Annotated in this window: 16 protein-coding genes; 9 read left to right on the top strand and 7 right to left on the bottom strand. The window is 56.2% G+C overall.

Annotation, left to right across the window (positions count from 1 at the left end; genetic code table 11):
- Positions 1-319 precede the first annotated feature (319 nt).
- Positions 320-2,677: a 5-methyltetrahydropteroyltriglutamate--homocysteine S-methyltransferase gene (gene metE, locus HYPDE_RS00700; protein ID WP_041319698.1), complete on the top strand. Its 2,358-nt coding sequence runs from the start codon at positions 320-322 to the stop codon at positions 2,675-2,677.
- Positions 2,678-2,779: 102 nt separating this feature from the next.
- Here metE and HYPDE_RS18995 read toward each other — a convergent pair whose 3' ends face one another.
- From HYPDE_RS18995 to HYPDE_RS00690, 3 genes are all read right to left on the bottom strand, one after another.
- Complete coding sequence (locus HYPDE_RS18995) at positions 2,780-3,073, bottom strand: hypothetical protein (protein WP_015596388.1); 294 nt, start codon at positions 3,071-3,073, stop codon at positions 2,780-2,782.
- A gap of 57 nt (positions 3,074-3,130) precedes the next feature.
- Positions 3,131-3,625: a Crp/Fnr family transcriptional regulator gene (locus HYPDE_RS00695; protein ID WP_015596387.1), complete on the bottom strand. Its 495-nt coding sequence runs from the start codon at positions 3,623-3,625 to the stop codon at positions 3,131-3,133.
- 352 nt (positions 3,626-3,977) lie between these two features.
- The gene (locus HYPDE_RS00690) at positions 3,978-4,583 is read right to left on the bottom strand and encodes a SagB/ThcOx family dehydrogenase (RefSeq protein ID WP_041319696.1); all 606 of its coding nucleotides are present in this window, start codon (positions 4,581-4,583) and stop codon (positions 3,978-3,980) included.
- Positions 4,584-5,298: 715 nt separating this feature from the next.
- Between HYPDE_RS00690 and HYPDE_RS00680 the strand changes: the two genes are divergently transcribed.
- The 4 genes from HYPDE_RS00680 (at position 5,299) to HYPDE_RS00665 (ending at position 8,610) form a co-directional block, all read left to right on the top strand.
- Entirely contained in the window at positions 5,299-5,838 is a 540-nt protein-coding gene (locus tag HYPDE_RS00680) for a DUF1353 domain-containing protein (protein WP_015596384.1), read from the top strand.
- 90 nt (positions 5,839-5,928) lie between these two features.
- Entirely contained in the window at positions 5,929-6,423 is a 495-nt protein-coding gene (locus tag HYPDE_RS00675; RefSeq protein ID WP_015596383.1) for a hypothetical protein, read from the top strand.
- Between the two features lie 78 nt (positions 6,424-6,501).
- Positions 6,502-6,936 (top strand): hypothetical protein, encoded by a 435-nt coding sequence (locus HYPDE_RS00670; protein WP_144061134.1) that lies wholly within the window; start codon positions 6,502-6,504, stop codon positions 6,934-6,936.
- Between the two features lie 492 nt (positions 6,937-7,428).
- On the top strand, positions 7,429-8,610 hold the full coding sequence (locus tag HYPDE_RS00665) for a CHASE2 domain-containing protein (RefSeq protein WP_015596381.1): 1,182 nt from the start codon (positions 7,429-7,431) through the stop codon (positions 8,608-8,610).
- A 1,332-nt stretch (positions 8,611-9,942) separates the two neighbouring features.
- Here the strand turns inward: HYPDE_RS00665 and HYPDE_RS00660 are convergent.
- Positions 9,943-10,473: an Hsp20/alpha crystallin family protein gene (locus HYPDE_RS00660; RefSeq protein WP_015596379.1), complete on the bottom strand. Its 531-nt coding sequence runs from the start codon at positions 10,471-10,473 to the stop codon at positions 9,943-9,945.
- 200 nt (positions 10,474-10,673) lie between these two features.
- On the opposite strand from HYPDE_RS00660, the gene HYPDE_RS18990 reads away from it, so the two are divergent.
- The 3 genes from HYPDE_RS18990 (at position 10,674) to HYPDE_RS00645 (ending at position 12,091) form a co-directional block, all read left to right on the top strand.
- Positions 10,674-10,874, top strand: a complete 201-nt coding sequence (locus HYPDE_RS18990) for a hypothetical protein (protein WP_144061133.1) — start codon at positions 10,674-10,676, stop codon at positions 10,872-10,874.
- Between the two features lie 115 nt (positions 10,875-10,989).
- Positions 10,990-11,640: a BON domain-containing protein gene (locus HYPDE_RS00650; protein WP_041319691.1), complete on the top strand. Its 651-nt coding sequence runs from the start codon at positions 10,990-10,992 to the stop codon at positions 11,638-11,640.
- Positions 11,641-11,671: 31 nt separating this feature from the next.
- Positions 11,672-12,091 carry a CBS domain-containing protein gene (locus HYPDE_RS00645; protein ID WP_015596376.1) on the top strand — a complete coding sequence of 140 codons (420 nt, stop codon included), beginning with the start codon at positions 11,672-11,674 and terminating at the stop codon, positions 12,089-12,091.
- A gap of 449 nt (positions 12,092-12,540) precedes the next feature.
- On the opposite strand, the gene HYPDE_RS19770 is transcribed toward HYPDE_RS00645, so the two are convergent.
- Positions 12,541-12,750 carry an Hsp20/alpha crystallin family protein gene (locus tag HYPDE_RS19770; protein ID WP_081625057.1) on the bottom strand — a complete coding sequence of 70 codons (210 nt, stop codon included), beginning with the start codon at positions 12,748-12,750 and terminating at the stop codon, positions 12,541-12,543.
- 169 nt (positions 12,751-12,919) lie between these two features.
- On the opposite strand from HYPDE_RS19770, the gene HYPDE_RS00640 reads away from it, so the two are divergent.
- Positions 12,920-13,951, top strand: coding sequence for an IS110 family transposase (locus HYPDE_RS00640; protein ID WP_015596374.1), 1,032 nt, complete (start codon positions 12,920-12,922; stop codon positions 13,949-13,951).
- Positions 13,952-14,280: 329 nt separating this feature from the next.
- Here HYPDE_RS00640 and HYPDE_RS19255 read toward each other — a convergent pair whose 3' ends face one another.
- Together HYPDE_RS19255 and HYPDE_RS00635 are read right to left on the bottom strand one after the other, a co-directional pair.
- Positions 14,281-14,436, bottom strand: coding sequence for a hypothetical protein (locus tag HYPDE_RS19255; RefSeq protein ID WP_187290853.1), 156 nt, complete (start codon positions 14,434-14,436; stop codon positions 14,281-14,283).
- Complete coding sequence (locus tag HYPDE_RS00635; protein WP_144061132.1) at positions 14,414-15,409, bottom strand: GSU2403 family nucleotidyltransferase fold protein; 996 nt, start codon at positions 15,407-15,409, stop codon at positions 14,414-14,416. The genes HYPDE_RS19255 and HYPDE_RS00635 overlap by 23 nt, the downstream gene beginning before the upstream one ends.
- Between the last annotated feature and the right edge of the window lie 12 nt (positions 15,410-15,421).

Here is a 15,421-nt window from a genome sequence, read left to right as displayed (position 1 = left end):
CAAATCTCTTTTAACCTACTTCCTCAGGTTAGCCCTATAATCACATTGGCTGCGCTCAATGTCCGGTCGCGCGTTGAACACAAATGCTTTTACGAGAATGTCTAGTGTCACGAGAGATGCAGTGTCACGTACGGCACCGAAGACCACGATTGCCTTCCCAGCCGTTTGCCGCACCATATTTTGCGATCATATTGCCAAGCAACGCGCAGCGCGTTCTGCGCTTCGCAGATGGTCGCCATCGATAAAAACGGCCACCCCTTCCCGATCGCAACGCAGGACGCCGCCTAATTAATTTGGAATATTGAAAGGCAGGACCATCATGCTTCAATCTGCAAACCTTGGCTTTCCGCGCATAGGACTCAAGCGCGAACTGAAAAAAGCGACCGAGGCGTACTGGAAAGGCGAGATCGACTATCTTGCGCTTCGCAAAATCGGTGCCAAACTTCGCGAACGCCATTGGCGTCTGCAGCGCGATGTCGGAATCGAGGTGATCCCTTCGAACGATTTCTCATTCTACGATCAGGTTCTTGACACAACGGCGATGCTTGGCGCGATTCCCCCGCGCTATCGAGCCAACGGGAACAATCGGGATCGACTTTCGCCATCGGCCCGCACGCCCAACGCCCACGCCATGATGGCCGATGTCGCAGAAACGGCCGCAACGTCGGGCAGCGTGGACCTCGATACTTATTTCGCAATGGCACGCGGATCGGCGGCGGCGCCTGCGATGGAAATGACGAAGTGGTTCGACACCAATTACCACTACATCGTTCCGGAATTCTACGAGGGTCAGCAATTCCGGCTTGCATCCCGTAAGGTGATCGATGAGTTCAAGGAAGCCAAGGCGCTCGGCATTCATACGCGACCGGTCCTTGTTGGACCCGTGACATATCTTTCGCTCGGAAAAGCGAAAAGTCCGGACCTCGATCCGCTTTCGCTCCTCGATCGCCTGCTGCCGGTCTATGCCGACGTGCTCACGGCGCTCTCTGAGGCGGGCGCGGATTGGGTGCAAATCGATGAACCGATCCTCGGCTTGGATTTGAGCGACGCACAGCGTGATGCCATGCGGACGGCTTATACTGCCCTATCCCAGAGCGGCCTCAAGATCCTCATTGCCACCTACTTCGAGAGGCTCGACGACAATCTTTCGTTTGTTGCGTCGCTCCCGATAGACGGACTGCACGTCGATCTCGTCCGCGCTCCGGCGCAGCTCGTTTCCGTGCTATCGGTCTGGCCGAAGTCGCGGATTCTGTCGCTCGGCGTGGTCGATGGTCGCAACATTTGGCGCACCGATCTCAATGCCGCATCCGGCTTGATCGAAAAGGCACTTGCAGCGCGCGGACCCGACAATCTTCAGATTGCGCCGTCGTGCTCGCTCTTGCACACGCCCGTTGATCTTGACGGCGAAACGAAGCTTGATGACGAGCTGAAGTCGTGGCTGGCTTTCTCAAAGCAGAAGCTGATCGAGATCCAGGCGTTGACCCGGGCCGCTAATGAGGGAAAACAAGCAACGCTGGAAGCCTTTGCGGCAAGTGCAGCTGCGGTACAATCACGAGCCAGCTCGGCAAGGGTTCACGATGAGAAGGTCGCTGCTTGCATGGCGGCGATTACTCCGGGCGACGCCAACCGCTCCGGCTCCTTTGCCGAGCGTCAAGCCAAGCAGCGCAAGCGGTTCGCTTTGCCGAAATTCCCGACGACGACGATTGGTTCTTTCCCGCAAACCGAGGAGGTCCGCAAAACGCGCGCTGGCCATCGCCGCGGCGATCTCGACGATGCCACGTACGATGCTTTTCTCATGAAAGAGATCGAGAATGCCGTACGCATCCAGGAGAACCTCGGCATCGACGTGCTCGTTCATGGCGAGTTCGAACGCAACGACATGGTCGAATATTTCGGCGAACAGCTTTCGGGGTTCGCATTTACGCAGAACGGCTGGGTTCAATCCTACGGGACCCGCTACGTGAAGCCGCCGATCATTTTCGGCGATGTGTCTCGCCCGAAGCCGATGACGGTGCGTTGGTCGGCTTACGCGCAGTCTCTCACGGATAAGCCTGTCAAAGGCATGCTCACCGGACCGGTAACGATCCTGCAATGGTCGTTCGTGCGCGATGATCAGCCGGGGTCGGTGACGTGTCGGCAGATTGCGTTGGCAATTCGCGACGAGGTTGTCGATCTTGAGAAAGCTGGCATCGGTATCATCCAGATCGACGAGCCGGCACTGCGCGAAGGTTTGCCGCTTCGGCACACGGATTGGCAGGCTTATCTCGACTGGGCCGTCCAATGTTTCCGTATTTCAGCAGGCGGAGCTTCGGATCTGACACAGATCCATACGCACATGTGCTACGGCGAGTTCAACGATATCATGCAGGCCATTGCCGCGCTCGATGCCGACGTTATCTCGATCGAGACGTCACGCTCGCAGATGGAACTGCTCGATGGCTTTTCGGAGTTCAAGTATCCAAACGAGATCGGACCCGGCGTTTACGATATTCATTCGCCAAGATGCCCGTGCGTCGGCGAAATGAGCAATCTTATAGCCAAGGCGCGCGAACGGCTTGCTCCGGACCAGATCTGGATCAATCCAGATTGCGGCCTCAAAACCCGAAAATGGGACGAGGTGCTGCCGGCGCTGAAGAACATGGTCGAAGCCGCGAAAAAGATGCGCGAGGATCTTTAGGCAGGCACGCCAGCCACGCGTCTCGAGCAAAAGCATTTAGAGCCAGGCATTCTGGCGGGTTTGGCTGACGCGCGCACAGGAGTCTTGCGTAAACAGCCGCCGCTAACGATGCTTGCTGATGTTTAGTCGTTTTCCCGGTCGGCGGCGATTGATCTCGGGCGTACTCAATTTCCAAACGCCAATGACATAACCTGTCCACGCGTCAGCAGTTGGAACACAAATTTCAAAAGCGTGCCTTCCTCTCAAGGATAGGGATGCTTTGGGTTCGCAAGCGCCAATAGTGTCATAAGGATGGAAATCATCCGCGTTTTCATAAAACTCGGATGCTTCCTTGTTCATTGAGGTCGAGGCGTCTTTTCCAATGTTGTCCAAAGGATGCGAGGCAATGTCGGTCATCGCTGCGCAGCGAGTCGGACCGAGCGCCTGCAGAGTTTTGGCAAGTAAGGCAGACCGCTAATTCGCTAGAAAAACGTGGTCCATCTTTCCATTGGGCGTTTTCAGCTTCACGTCGAACAGCATGTTATCTGCTTCCCGAAGCCGACGGCAAACTTCACGACCCATGTTCATCTGGATTAGCGCGAACTGCTTGAGGTCGTGCGTGTAAATTCCATAGAGGTGCGCGGCTGAAATATGTATTGCAACACAGTTCTCGACTGCGCGAACAGACGCACTGCGTGGACAGTGGTCCATCACCGCCATCTCGCCAAAGCAGTCGCCTTCATTGAGCGTTCGGAGCAAGTAATCCTGTCCGCGCCAAGACTTCCATACGTTGGCCTTGCCAATTTCCAAGACGAACATCGAGTCGCCTTTGTCGCTCTCACGGAAGAAGAAATCGTTAGCAGCGACAGATACGATCGGACACAAGTCGAGCAGAAATTGGAGCACTTCCGCACGAATTCCGCCAAACACAGGCATTTGCTGTAGGAGTTCGATCCGCGCATCATGCATGGCATCACTCCATGACTACGGTTGGTCCTAACGCGATCGCCGTTGAAGCAGCGAAGCACTCAACATTCGGAATCTAACTTATCACCATTCATGTTGGTATGCGGCCGAGAAAGAAGTTTGCCTACGCAAAAAGCTTCGCTCCAATCTAATCGCGGAGCCGCAATGACTCGTCAATATCCCACTCGTTCTTCGTCTCAGCCAGGCTGTTCCTTCCGAAGAATCCCACCATAGCAAGCGAGAGATACCGAACGTTCAAAATTATGAGCCCCGCACCTCTGGGGTGCGGGGCCTGCACGCCTAAGGTCTCCTCGCGTATGATGCAACCGTAGGATTTTACCGCTTGTCAGATTCTTTACGCCTTCGGATAGCCGACGGACTGCGCGACCAACACACGCTGCTCGGGCCGCAGCCGCATCAGCGTTGCAAGCCGCTTACGGTCGAGCAAGCCACGGACCACCGCCGCGAGCCCTTCGGAAGCGCAGAAGAGATAGACGTTCTGGGCGATGAACCCCGCGTCAAGCGCAGTGTAGAAACGTCGCTCGGTGCGATCCTCGGAGTCCGTGCGCGAAATGTCGGCGACATAGATGAGGTTCAGCGGCGCAGTGGCGACGAAATCCTGGAGTCCCGTCGCCGCACGAATGTCGTCCGCCAGCACAAGCCGCAAGGCATGCGCCTCCGCATCGTAGAGATACGTTCCGTGCTTCGTCGCGAGATAGATATCGATCTCCTGCCAGTTGCGCGCCGAAGGCGCAGTGCGATGGCCGTCGGGTCGGTTCATACCGTTGGCAGCCCAGAGCAAGTCTGAGAGCTGCTGGCGCACAAGCTCCCGATTCTCGAACTCGCGTACCGAGCGGCGTCCCCGAAGCGCCTCGAATAACGGCTTGCCTCCCACCATCCGTGGCCGCGGAAGCCATTCCGTCATCATGGAGTCAGCAGGCGCAATAGTTTCAGTAAACATGAATTGATCCCTTTGCCTGAAGCCCGAGCTTCAACTTATTCACGTAGATGCGCCACTCACCGCCGAAGCACTCGGCGGCGCCGACAAGAAGTTTCGGTTGATCGTTGTAAACTCCGCGAAATAATCGGCCGCATTTCCTGCTATCTTTTTCGATGCGCATCCGTACGAAGTCGAACCAATTCTGCGCGATATCTCCGTTCAGACGAAATAACGTTGGCCATGGCCGGAACCGTTCCAATTCGACAATAACGCTGCCAACCCAAGCGCCAGCGCCTTCGACTCCGTAAGCATGACGCAATACTTTAAGCCAACCCCAGTTAATGTTTGAGAACCCTCTTCACCCCTTCATTGATGTAACTCAATTATCGGGCATAAAAAACATGAAGGATACGAACGCCCGGGTTGTCGCGCCTCTGTTGAGGCGCTGGATCTATGCCACCACCAGAAGAGTTCAATGCTAGCTTTGTTGCGGACCCTATGTGCAAAAGAATAAAATGAAGCCGTTCGCCCGAATTAGCCCCAAGGCCGGTTCGAACACTTTGTTCGTTGGGAGATTCGGAAAGGCAGCGACCGCGAGTTTGACGTATTGTCATAATCCTGCTGCCCGCCCAATATGGCCGTGCAAGCGTGGATAAGAAATGGAAGTTCCATTTTCGCGGGCAGTTCGAACCATTGCACTCGCGACAGCGCGCCGAGCAGCGGCAGTGGGGGAGCAATGGCGTTTCCGGAACCTGGGCAATCCATCAAGATCCCGCGCACGAAGGGCGGCATGCATCTCGAAATGGCGGTCGGATCGGCGACCGTCAGTCGTTTTGGCGGTAACGCCATGTGGTTCCTGCTGCGCGATCCGATCGGTTGGCGGCCCAATGCCGGAGACAACCAGTCCTACGCGCCGATCGACGTGCCGGCAGGCTTCGTCTCCGACCTCGCGAGCATCCCCTGGTATCTCTGGAGCTGGCTGCCGAACGACGGCCCCTACATGCACGCCGCGATCATCCACGACTGGATCTATTGGGATCAGAGTCGATCACGCAGCGAAGACGATACCATCTTATGGGGCGACATGACCGACTGCGGCGTCGGCTATGTCAAGAGGCAGCTGATCTATCAGGCGGTTTCAAAATTGGGCCAAAGCGCCTGGGATGCCAACGCGCAACTGAAGGCGAGCGGGGAGAAGCGCGTCTTGAAGAAGTTCCCCAACGATCCCGTGACCACCTGGGATGATTGGAAGCAGCAGCCGGACGTTTTTGCCTGAGGTCAATCGCGTGGAACACCCTCTCGAGGCTCGGCTGTCGGATGAGAGACGATAACACAACGCCGGTAAGCTGATTTTGGAGGCATTATCATGCGTTCGGACGCACGCCTTGCCCTTCTGGTCTTCGTCATTGCAACGATCGCCTTGTCTTCGGCCGAGGCACAAGTCCGGGCCGTTGAGGTGCCGGCAGCACCGCTCGGCCCAACACTGGCCACGCCGTCAGTAACACGCCCTTCCACTGCGCCAAGCCTCGCCGCACCACTGATCGCCGCGCCGATCCGAGAGGCACCGATTGCAGCGGCGCCGGCTCTCGTTGTACCCGCGTGTCCGGGCCGGGCGGATTGCCCGCCGCAGGCGGAGTCTGAAGGGACGCTGAGCGAGGCGGCGCGAGAGATCCTAAAAGAATTCGCGAAATGCGAGGTTGAGGGCAAATCGCTGGCGCAATGCCTGTCGGACGCGCCGCCGCCACCGAGACTCTCAACACTGAGCACTCTCGAACGGGCGCGACTGACCGACTGCCTCGGTTCGGATGAATTGGACAGCACCAAGGAGTTGTGGAGCCGCTGCGCCGCTCATGTGCGCTGAATATGCGATAGGAAACTGTCAGCGATGAAGACCGAGCCAAGCGCCGCCGCCATCCAGAGCCGGGAAAAGAATTGGCCCTTGGTCGTGCTCTTCATCGTCATGTGGGACGGCATGATCGGCACGACGCTCAACTCCGACCCGATCCGGAGCGTGAACCTCACCGGTGTTTTTGGGCTCATCGCCGTCTTTCGCATCGCGGTTGCTTTGGCAATGGGCCGCTTGCATGGCTGGAGCTCGTTCACGTTCCCGCATGCGAGGTTTTTCGCCAATCTTGCCTGGCACGTCTTCCTGCTGACCTGCATCCTCTTCATCTGCTATCTCGCTTGCGACGGCTTGGTGCAGATCCTGGTGCTCATCTTCGGCGCGCCGGTGTTTGAAGGCGACTGCGGGAAGATCAGCGAACGCGACACCGCGCTGTTCGTCTGGGACGCGATGGCGAAAGGCGCCTTCAAGTTCCTCGCCGGCTACCTGCACATTCCGGCCGAGGCCTGCCCGCCGAGCACCGCGGGGTGAACCTCGACGATCCTCGCCCAAGCGATCCGTTGGTTCACGGCGCTCGTCGTCTGGTACGTCATCGGCTTTGGCAAGACATGGTATGTCTGTCTCCGGGCCAATTCTGCTCCCCGTTAGCGGTGCGGCTTCAAATTACGGGAGCCGGTGCCCTTTTGCATCCCTCTAACTGGCACTTGGAACGCATACGGATAATTTGTTGACAGCCAAACCATGGCTACCTAGCGTCTGGCGCGCAGTCGCCTGTTTGGAAGAACCTGGAAAACGGGGAGAGTTCTCATGGGCCTCGGAAAGACTATCATAACACGCCTTATTCTCATCGTGTCGCTCGCGTTGGGTGCGAGTGCTTTGACGCTCGGATCGGCTGGCGCGGATCCCGGCGGACCCCCAGGGCCTGAGCCGACGCAATCGCCGCCTCCATGATCTGAAATTATCGGAAACCGGAGCATCTGGGTCGCGACGGCGTCGTGCCAGTTCGCGACGGTTGGACAGCGCATGAGCGATCGCGAAGGGTTGCGTTCTCGTTTGTCGAAGCTGTCCCTGGCGATCTGCTTCGCTTGCGCGGTCGCGCTCATCGCGCTGTTCTATCCGACCCTACGGGTCAAAATTCTAAAAATCGAGCCATGGACGGCGGACTGGCGGACCGTACTTTTGTCCGACCGTGTCTCGATCAGCTATCCTGGGATCGTCGTCGTCATCATCAATAACAAGACGCTTGAAGGCTATCCGTACACCTCGCCAACGCCGCGCGATCTGATCGCCAAAGTCGTACGAAGTGTCGATGCTGCGCATCCGGCCGTCATCGGGCTGGATTTTTATTTCGCCAAACCGACCGATAAGGACAACGACCTGATTGGTGCGTTGCGGATGGCCAAGGCGCCAATTGTTGTCGGCGCCATCGACCGGCGCTATCCGCAATTCACTCCCGCCGAATTCGACTTTCAGAAGCAGTTCCTGGCCGCGACGGGTCGATGCGCGGGTTACAACGAATTGCTGCATGAGAAGGACGACGTCGTCCGCTATACGGCAGCTCCTGCGGACCCCGATTATCCGGAAAGCTTTGCGCTCCTCGTCGCGAAGTCCGTGAAGCCCAGCGATCTGCCGAGCCCCACCCGCATCGCCTGGCTTCTCGGTCCTGACACCGACCTCGATCCGTTCGCGACGATATCGGCCGAAACGCTTTTCCAGGACACCGGCATGGACGCGGCCACGCTCGGTCGCGCACAAGAGCAGGCACAACGCCTCAACGGCAAAGTCGTGCTCATCAGCGGCGAGTATCCTTACCTCGACCGGCATCGCACGCCGCTGTCGCTCTGGACTGGCAGCAACATGCTTGGGGTAAAGATCCACGCGAACATCGTGGCACAGCTCGTCGATGGACGGAGATATTTCGCGCTGAGTGTCGTGCAGCAAGAGATCCTGTTCGCAACGTTGTCCGTCTTGGGTTTCGTGCTTGGCTGGTATTTTTGGCGGCGGCGCGTCGACTTTCTCAGCCTGGGCGTTGCAACCGTCGGCCTCGTCGTCATCGACGCCATCATATTCAAGAGTGCGCGCATTGTTCTACCCTTCACGCTCGCCCTGTGGGGATGGTTCATCGGCGCGACGCTCGGACACCACCTGCATGCGGTCTGGGCGGCGTCAAAAGTCAGATACACGCGGCCCCATGACATTGACTGATTAGAATCGACTTTCTCGACGCTTCCCGATGCAGGGCGTATCGTGTCGGCGATCCAAATGTAACCTGGGTGGCGGACGATAGTATAAATTGCTGCCATCGGACGTTGCGATCGTGCGAAATGTGTTTTTCGGCGCCAGCGATCGACGCCGGAGAGACCGCCCACTGGCGGCGCGGGTTTAATTGACGAGAGCGCAGTGCCCGACGCTTTATCTTCCGCTGATCTCCCAACGATCCGAACCGCTTGCCAGCCGTTTTCCGTCTCGTGAGCACTGGCCTCGATCCTTGCGCGGCTGTCGTGGCGAAATAGGTGACGCGATCCATAGGTCAGCGCAGGCCCCCTACGCACCGGGCACGCGTGGGAGGGAGATCGGTCCGAGTGACGTGCATAACCTGCGCTCGCATATGGGTGCATAGATATGCGATGCAAACGCAAGACGATTACGAAATTTGAGAAAAACGGCTCCGGGCGCACGAGGTCGTGGAGCGAATGGGAGTGACCCGTACGATCGTGTTCGCGGTAATAGACGAATTCCCCGGCAGGCTGAAATTTCGAAGCAGCGCGTCGGGTGGCGTGAAGCGATTGTCAAATTCGTGGTTTCGCGAAGGGTCGAGGACTTGAGATGGCTTAACCGAGAAGCACGGAGGATAGACGATGTCTGTTCGATCGTGACAGCAAGTTCCAGCGGGCAAATAGCAAAACTTCTCCGGCTCTCGCGTGGACATCAGCGCCGATTCGAGAGTCGATTCGCAGGTCGGCTGTTTATGGATTGCGTTTTGCCGCCGACGTAATGTGAAGGGGCGTGGCTCGGCAGGGATGCCGCCAGTTTTCGAAGCACTGATTTCGCTAAGGTTAGAATGACATTAGTGGCAAGCGTCGATGGCTAGGACGAGATTCTAGAGCAACTTGATCTAAGCAGACCCATACGAATTGAGCCAGCTCCGAAAAAAGCCTGAATACGAACGCGGCACCAGGCCGGGGGAAACCTGATGCCGCTAACATTGGGTACTGCTTCAGATACGTCTAAAGCTTGCTCACTTCACGGGGGACAAATTGAGCCTTGCCCAATGTGCCGTCGAGGGGGAGCCGAAGCGAGAACAATCAAGACCTATCATATCCGCATATCTTTGACGGATATCAAAAACTGACAATCATTTATTCAAACTAAGCGCATGCTGATTTGGGGAGCCAGGCGCGACGGCACAGATTGTCCCCCCACTTGGATGCCTGAAGGTCCTCGTCGAGGACAATCCTGATCTTGCCAGCGGATCATCGAGTACGCCGGCAAAAACAAAATCCCGCACTAGCGCGGCGGTCAAAATCCGGCCGGCCATCAGGCGGCTTTCACCGGGATCTTCTTTTCCGCGGCCTTGGCTTCTGTCGTCTTGGGCAACATAATGGTTAAGATGCCCTTCTTGAAGCTCGCGTCGATCTTGTTTGTATCGACGCCGTCAGGAATGCTGAAGCGACGCTCGAACGCGCCATATCGGCGTTCGGAGAGATAATAATCCTTTTTTTTCTCTTCTTTCTCTTCCTTCTTCTCACCCTTGATCGTCAGCATGCCATTGGCGACTTTTACGTCGATGTTGTTCTCGTCGAGGCCCGGAAGCTCAGCGGTTATTTCATAGGCTGTGTCTTTGTCGACGATGTCAACGGCCGGTGCCGATGCCCATGTAAGCTCACGCTCCAGGAACGGCTCGACATCAAGAAGCGAACCGCGGAACGGAGAACGTAGGAAGCCGCGATCGAAATCCTCAATAAGATCGCCCAACTGACGGCGAAGATTATCCATCGGCCACCAGTCACGGCGTGCGGGCGTCTCTTTTCCGGATTTTACAGGAAGCCTGACTGCGGGTTCTGTCATTGCACCAACTCCTTTCTGATAAATTCCAAATATTCCTCATGCCTGCTGCCGCCGATCACCTTGATGGACATCAAAAAAATCGTGAGAATTCGAAGGCTCACTGAACAACAGTCATATTCTCCGTATGCGATGTAATTGAGTTGTATCAATGAAATCGGCGGGAGCGGCGCAACTATCCACCAAAGTTTGGAGTCTGTCAGATGCTCGACCAAATTTTTGAATCGAAGGCTCCCGCGCCCCGAATTTGCGCTGCTGATCTCAAACTGGAAATGTTTTTTCAGACGTGGCTGGCGCTTCCAAAAGAATGTCTTTCGGCGGCTTGTGACCAACGGGTTTCCAGCGGATGTGGTGTCGATCCACGCCAATTTCTAGCAAAAAGCAGCCCAGGATTATTCGACTGAGTTCGCGAAGTTGGAGCACTGCTTTCTCGTCACCGCTTACAATACTCGAGAAGCCGTCCTTCCTAAAAAGCTTGGCATTTATTTCAAAGTCTCACGCAAATGAAAAGGCAGCGTCATGAATGATATGCAGCTTCGCCAGTTGGTCCTCGACGAGCTGGAATTCGAACCGAGCATTGACTCGACGGGCATTGGCGTCGCGGCCAATGGCGGCGTTGTAACCCTTTCCGGCCATGTCCGTAGTTATGCAGAAAAGGTCGCTGCTTTTCAAGCGACGCGCCGCGTCAAGGGTGTTCGTGCGATCGCACAGGAAATCGAGGTGCGCTATCCGGGAGAAGCCGAGACTTCGGATGAGGAGATCGCAAAGAGGGTTCTGAGCGTGTTGAAATGGCACGCGATGATACCTGAAGGTCAGATCCGGGTGATAGTGCAAAAAGGTTGGGTCAACTTGCGCGGTACGCTCGAATGGCAATATCAGAAAAAGGCAACCGAAGATGAAGTCAGGAAGCTGCTCGGTGTCGTCGGCGTGACGAATTCGATAACCGTGGAATCGGATATTCAGGCTTCGGACATCAAGAAGAAAATCGAGGCGGCGCTCGCGCGGAATGCGCAGATCGAAGCGCAAAGCATTCGGGTCGACGTTTCGAATAACCGCGTCAGTCTCGAGGGAGTCGTCGATAGCTGGGAAGATCACGACATGGTCGAGAATGCCGCATGGTCCGTCCCTGGGATCCAGTGGGTCGACGATCGTCTTACGATCGCTTCGTAGTATTGGACATGTGAAACGGAATGGAGAAGCCATGAAAGTCAAGGACGCGATGCACAAAGGCGCGAAATGGGTCGGTCCTGAGACGCCGATCTCTCAGGTAGCCAAAATGATGAAAGACCTCGATATCGGCGCACTTCCGGTAGGCAAAGACGATCGGCTTATCGGGATGGTGACTGATCGCGACATTACGTGCCGGGGCTTCACCGATTCTGCCGATCCTTCCAAGCTGACCGCCGAAAAAGTGATGACGAAGGGCATCGTTTATTGCACTGCTGACGAAGACATCGAGGACGCTATTCGTTTAATGGAAGCGAAGAAAATACGCCGCCTTCCTGTTATCGACGATAAGAAGAGGATGGTTGGCATGTTGAGCCTCGGCGATGTCTCGTATGCGGTGGCACGAAATCTGTCGGGCGAGGTCATTACCGCAGTATCTGCTCATCATTCTTAGAGCGTAATGATGGCGATCGACGGAAGAGCGGGACGACGTGATGAGTGGAGTGCCAGCTCTTTCAGAAATGCTCATCGTCCCCAAGGGTGCGCATGAACTTGTCATTTTTGCTCAACGGCTCGAGCAGACTTAGTCCTAGGAAATCGATATGTTGCCGATACCTTGAACGAAAATAGATATGCGACGCACCTGATCGATCTCTCGATCGAGACTGAAGCATCCGATCGCCGGAACGTATTTGATGTCGATCTGTTGGCACGGCGCGTCGAATTGGCCGTGACATGGGTGGCAACCCCTCGCGAGAGTAATATTAGCCACTCGGTACGACCACGGGTGCGGCTTTGATCGCCGCTGCCGCTCTCGATACTTTTTTGCCTCTTCCTAATCCGCTGCTTTGATGCGCTCGAACGAGATTTCGGGAGCCACTTGCACGGCGTCCTCCTGACAAATCATGAATTCTCGTTAGATCTGATCTCGATATTACGCAGAGGACCTGCGTCGGTCCTCGCTTTGGGGATGCGGATCGAGAGCACGCCATTGCGGAAATCGGCCTCCACGGCTTCCGGCCGCGCATCCGGGGGAATGCGGAATACGCGTTGAAAGACGCCATATTCGCGCTCCGAAAAGAAATAGTTTTTCCCCGTTTTTCTACCTCGAATTTCTTTTCGCCGGTCACGACGAGATTTGCGTCCTGAACAGCGACGTTGATGTCGCGTACGCTCTTAAGCAATCAGATCAATCTGATGAGGTGGACGACGCCCGCTCCCGGCATCTGGTGTGCCAAAGGGTGATCGTTGAAAAGCGAATCACATGAAGGGAGTCAACCACATGCAAGCTTCCACGATTGGTATTGATCTCGCCAAGAGCGCGTTCCAGGTTCATGGGGTCGACGCCACCGGCAAGGTATCGATCTCTCGGCAGCTGCGTCGGGGTCAGCTGATCGATTTCTTCCGCAAGCTGCCGCCGTGCCTGATCGGCATGGAGGCGTGCGCGACGGCTCATCATTGGGCGCGTGAGCTGACGAAACTCGGCCATGCGGTTCGGCTGATGCCGGCTAGCTATGTAAAGGCCTACGTGAAGCGTTCCAAGAACGACGCTGCCGATGCTGCGGCGATCTGCGAAGCGGTAACGCGCCCGAACATGCGGTTCGTTCCGATTAAGACCGTCGAGCAGCAGTCTGCGCTGATGCTGCACCGAGCGCGTGACTTGCTCATCCGCCAGCGCACTCAGCTCATCAATGCGTTGCGGGCACACTTGGCCGAGATCGGATTGGTTGCGGCGACCGGTGTCGACGGGGTCAAATCCCTGGTCGCGATCGTAATTGACGGTGCAAACCGGCAGCAGCTACCAGAGGCGATGCGGCTGGCCCTGCAGCCGCTCGTCGTGCAACTCATAGCTCTCGGCGAGCAGATAGGTAGGCTGGAACGAAGCATTCATACCCAACACCGCGCCAGCTACGAGAGCCAGCGGCTCGAAAGTGTGCCTGGCATTGGCGTGATAAGTGCAACCGCGATTACAGCAACCGTCACCGATCCGCACGCCTTTAAATCGGGGCGAGACCTCGCCGCTTGGATCGGGCTCGTGCCGCGCCAACATTCGACCGGCGGCAAGCAACGCCTCGGAGGAATATCGAAGCAGGGGGATCGCTATCTGCGCCGATTGCTAATTGTGGGCGCCATGGCCGTCATCCGGCAAGCTCGGACACATCCGGAAAAGCATGCCTGGGTGACGAAGCTGCTGGCCAAGAAGCCGGCGAAGGTAGTCGCTGTGGCACTCGCCAACAAGGTGGCACGTATCGCCTGGGCTATCCTGGTCAAGGGCGGAACTTATAGGGCGCCAGCGCTATTAGCGCCCGCCTGAAGGGTTCGGAAATGGGCGCATCAGGATCGTCGAGTCGAAGCAGCAAATTGCGAGGGTGATAATAGCGTGATGCGAGGCGGTCGAACTGTAGGTCGGGAGAACCCGATACCGGACACGGGCATCGAGCCCGTCAATCTGATTGGGACCTGGTCTGCGGATACCATCAGGGCCAGCGGTCATACGCGCCGCGCCAACAGGCCGGACACATGACTTGCACCTGACCGCAAGCCGAACGCCAGATTCCTCTTGCAACAAGGGCGTCGTCCACACATGTCCGGTAGGTCCTGACGGGGGACACTTCCACATTTAGACAAGCAGAAGAAATCAAGCTAGCTCTGTCGCTTGTTTCCGTCTCCTTTTACAACCTTCTTAAAAACGCTCTCGAACTCTTTTTCGTCTTTGGTAACGCCAGCCTTCTTAGCCGCTTCCTTGAAGCGCTTTGATTGTTCGGCTGGCGTTAGTTCAGGCTCTTTCTTTTTTGGCATTGGTCCTTACCTCTATAGGCAAACGTCCTTGGCGCGTCTCTCGCCCCATTTCCTTAAGTGAAGCATTGATATTTTTCTTCCACTTGGGACCGCGCGATCTGGCTTCCTCTAAGGCGTCTTCAAGGGCATCTGGGTCTGTCTCTAGCAAGATGTCGAGAATGTCACGAGCTTGGGCCAAATCCTTGGCTTTCTTTGTCTGGAATAACCCGCGGCGCTCTTGAGCGATTAGGAGTTTGTGAATTGCGTAGCGCACTGGCGGTGGAACGCGAACCAACACGCCGGTGCCATAAAGTGCAACGGCTTCGACGCTCTCCTCGGCAAGATACTCCATAAACGGGAGCGCTTCCGCCGAGCAACCAAGTTCGTCTATAACGATAGGTGACTTACGTCCTCTTCCGAATTTAGTCAGGATGTCGACGGAAAAGTTGTCTTTTGACTTGAATACCTTTGGCAGTTGATCATCGTTGTGCATCTTCGCTTTGAATGTCGGATCGGCGCGTTGAAGGATCGTCTCCATGTCTATCCTATCCTCTGTGCCTACAAAGGACGCGACGAGCAAATCTGCATCTTGTGTAGCAAGATAAGCATTGCGTAAGTGGTATCCGAGCAGAGCTGCATAGGTTTGAAAGGCTGCAGTGCCTATCAATACAATGCCCTGCTCGAACAACCCCTCGTTGGCAATTACTTCAAGGATTTTTCCAAGCTTCAAACTCGGTGACGGTATCCTAGCCTGCTTTAGTGCCGAAACCGTTGTTCGCAGCGCCTTGGCTTGTTCAGCGCCAGCCTTCAGTTGTTCCGCTCTCTCCTGGGCATCGGGGTTGTCCGCCGCTCCGATGTATTTTTCTACGCGACGTGATCCATCCTTCGTGACGACGAAGAGATAGTAGCGGCCCTTCTTTTTCCGAGTTATGACAGAGCCGTGCTCGTAGTTATTCGGACGGACATTCTGGGCAAGGTCCGAATAAAGAGTCATGAGGTTTAATGG

The sequence above is a fragment of the Hyphomicrobium denitrificans 1NES1 genome, from assembly GCF_000230975.2.
In the GTDB taxonomy this organism is placed as follows: Bacteria; Pseudomonadota; Alphaproteobacteria; order Rhizobiales; family Hyphomicrobiaceae; genus Hyphomicrobium_B; species Hyphomicrobium_B denitrificans_A.
This window is presented reverse-complemented; position numbering and strand designations above follow the sequence as displayed.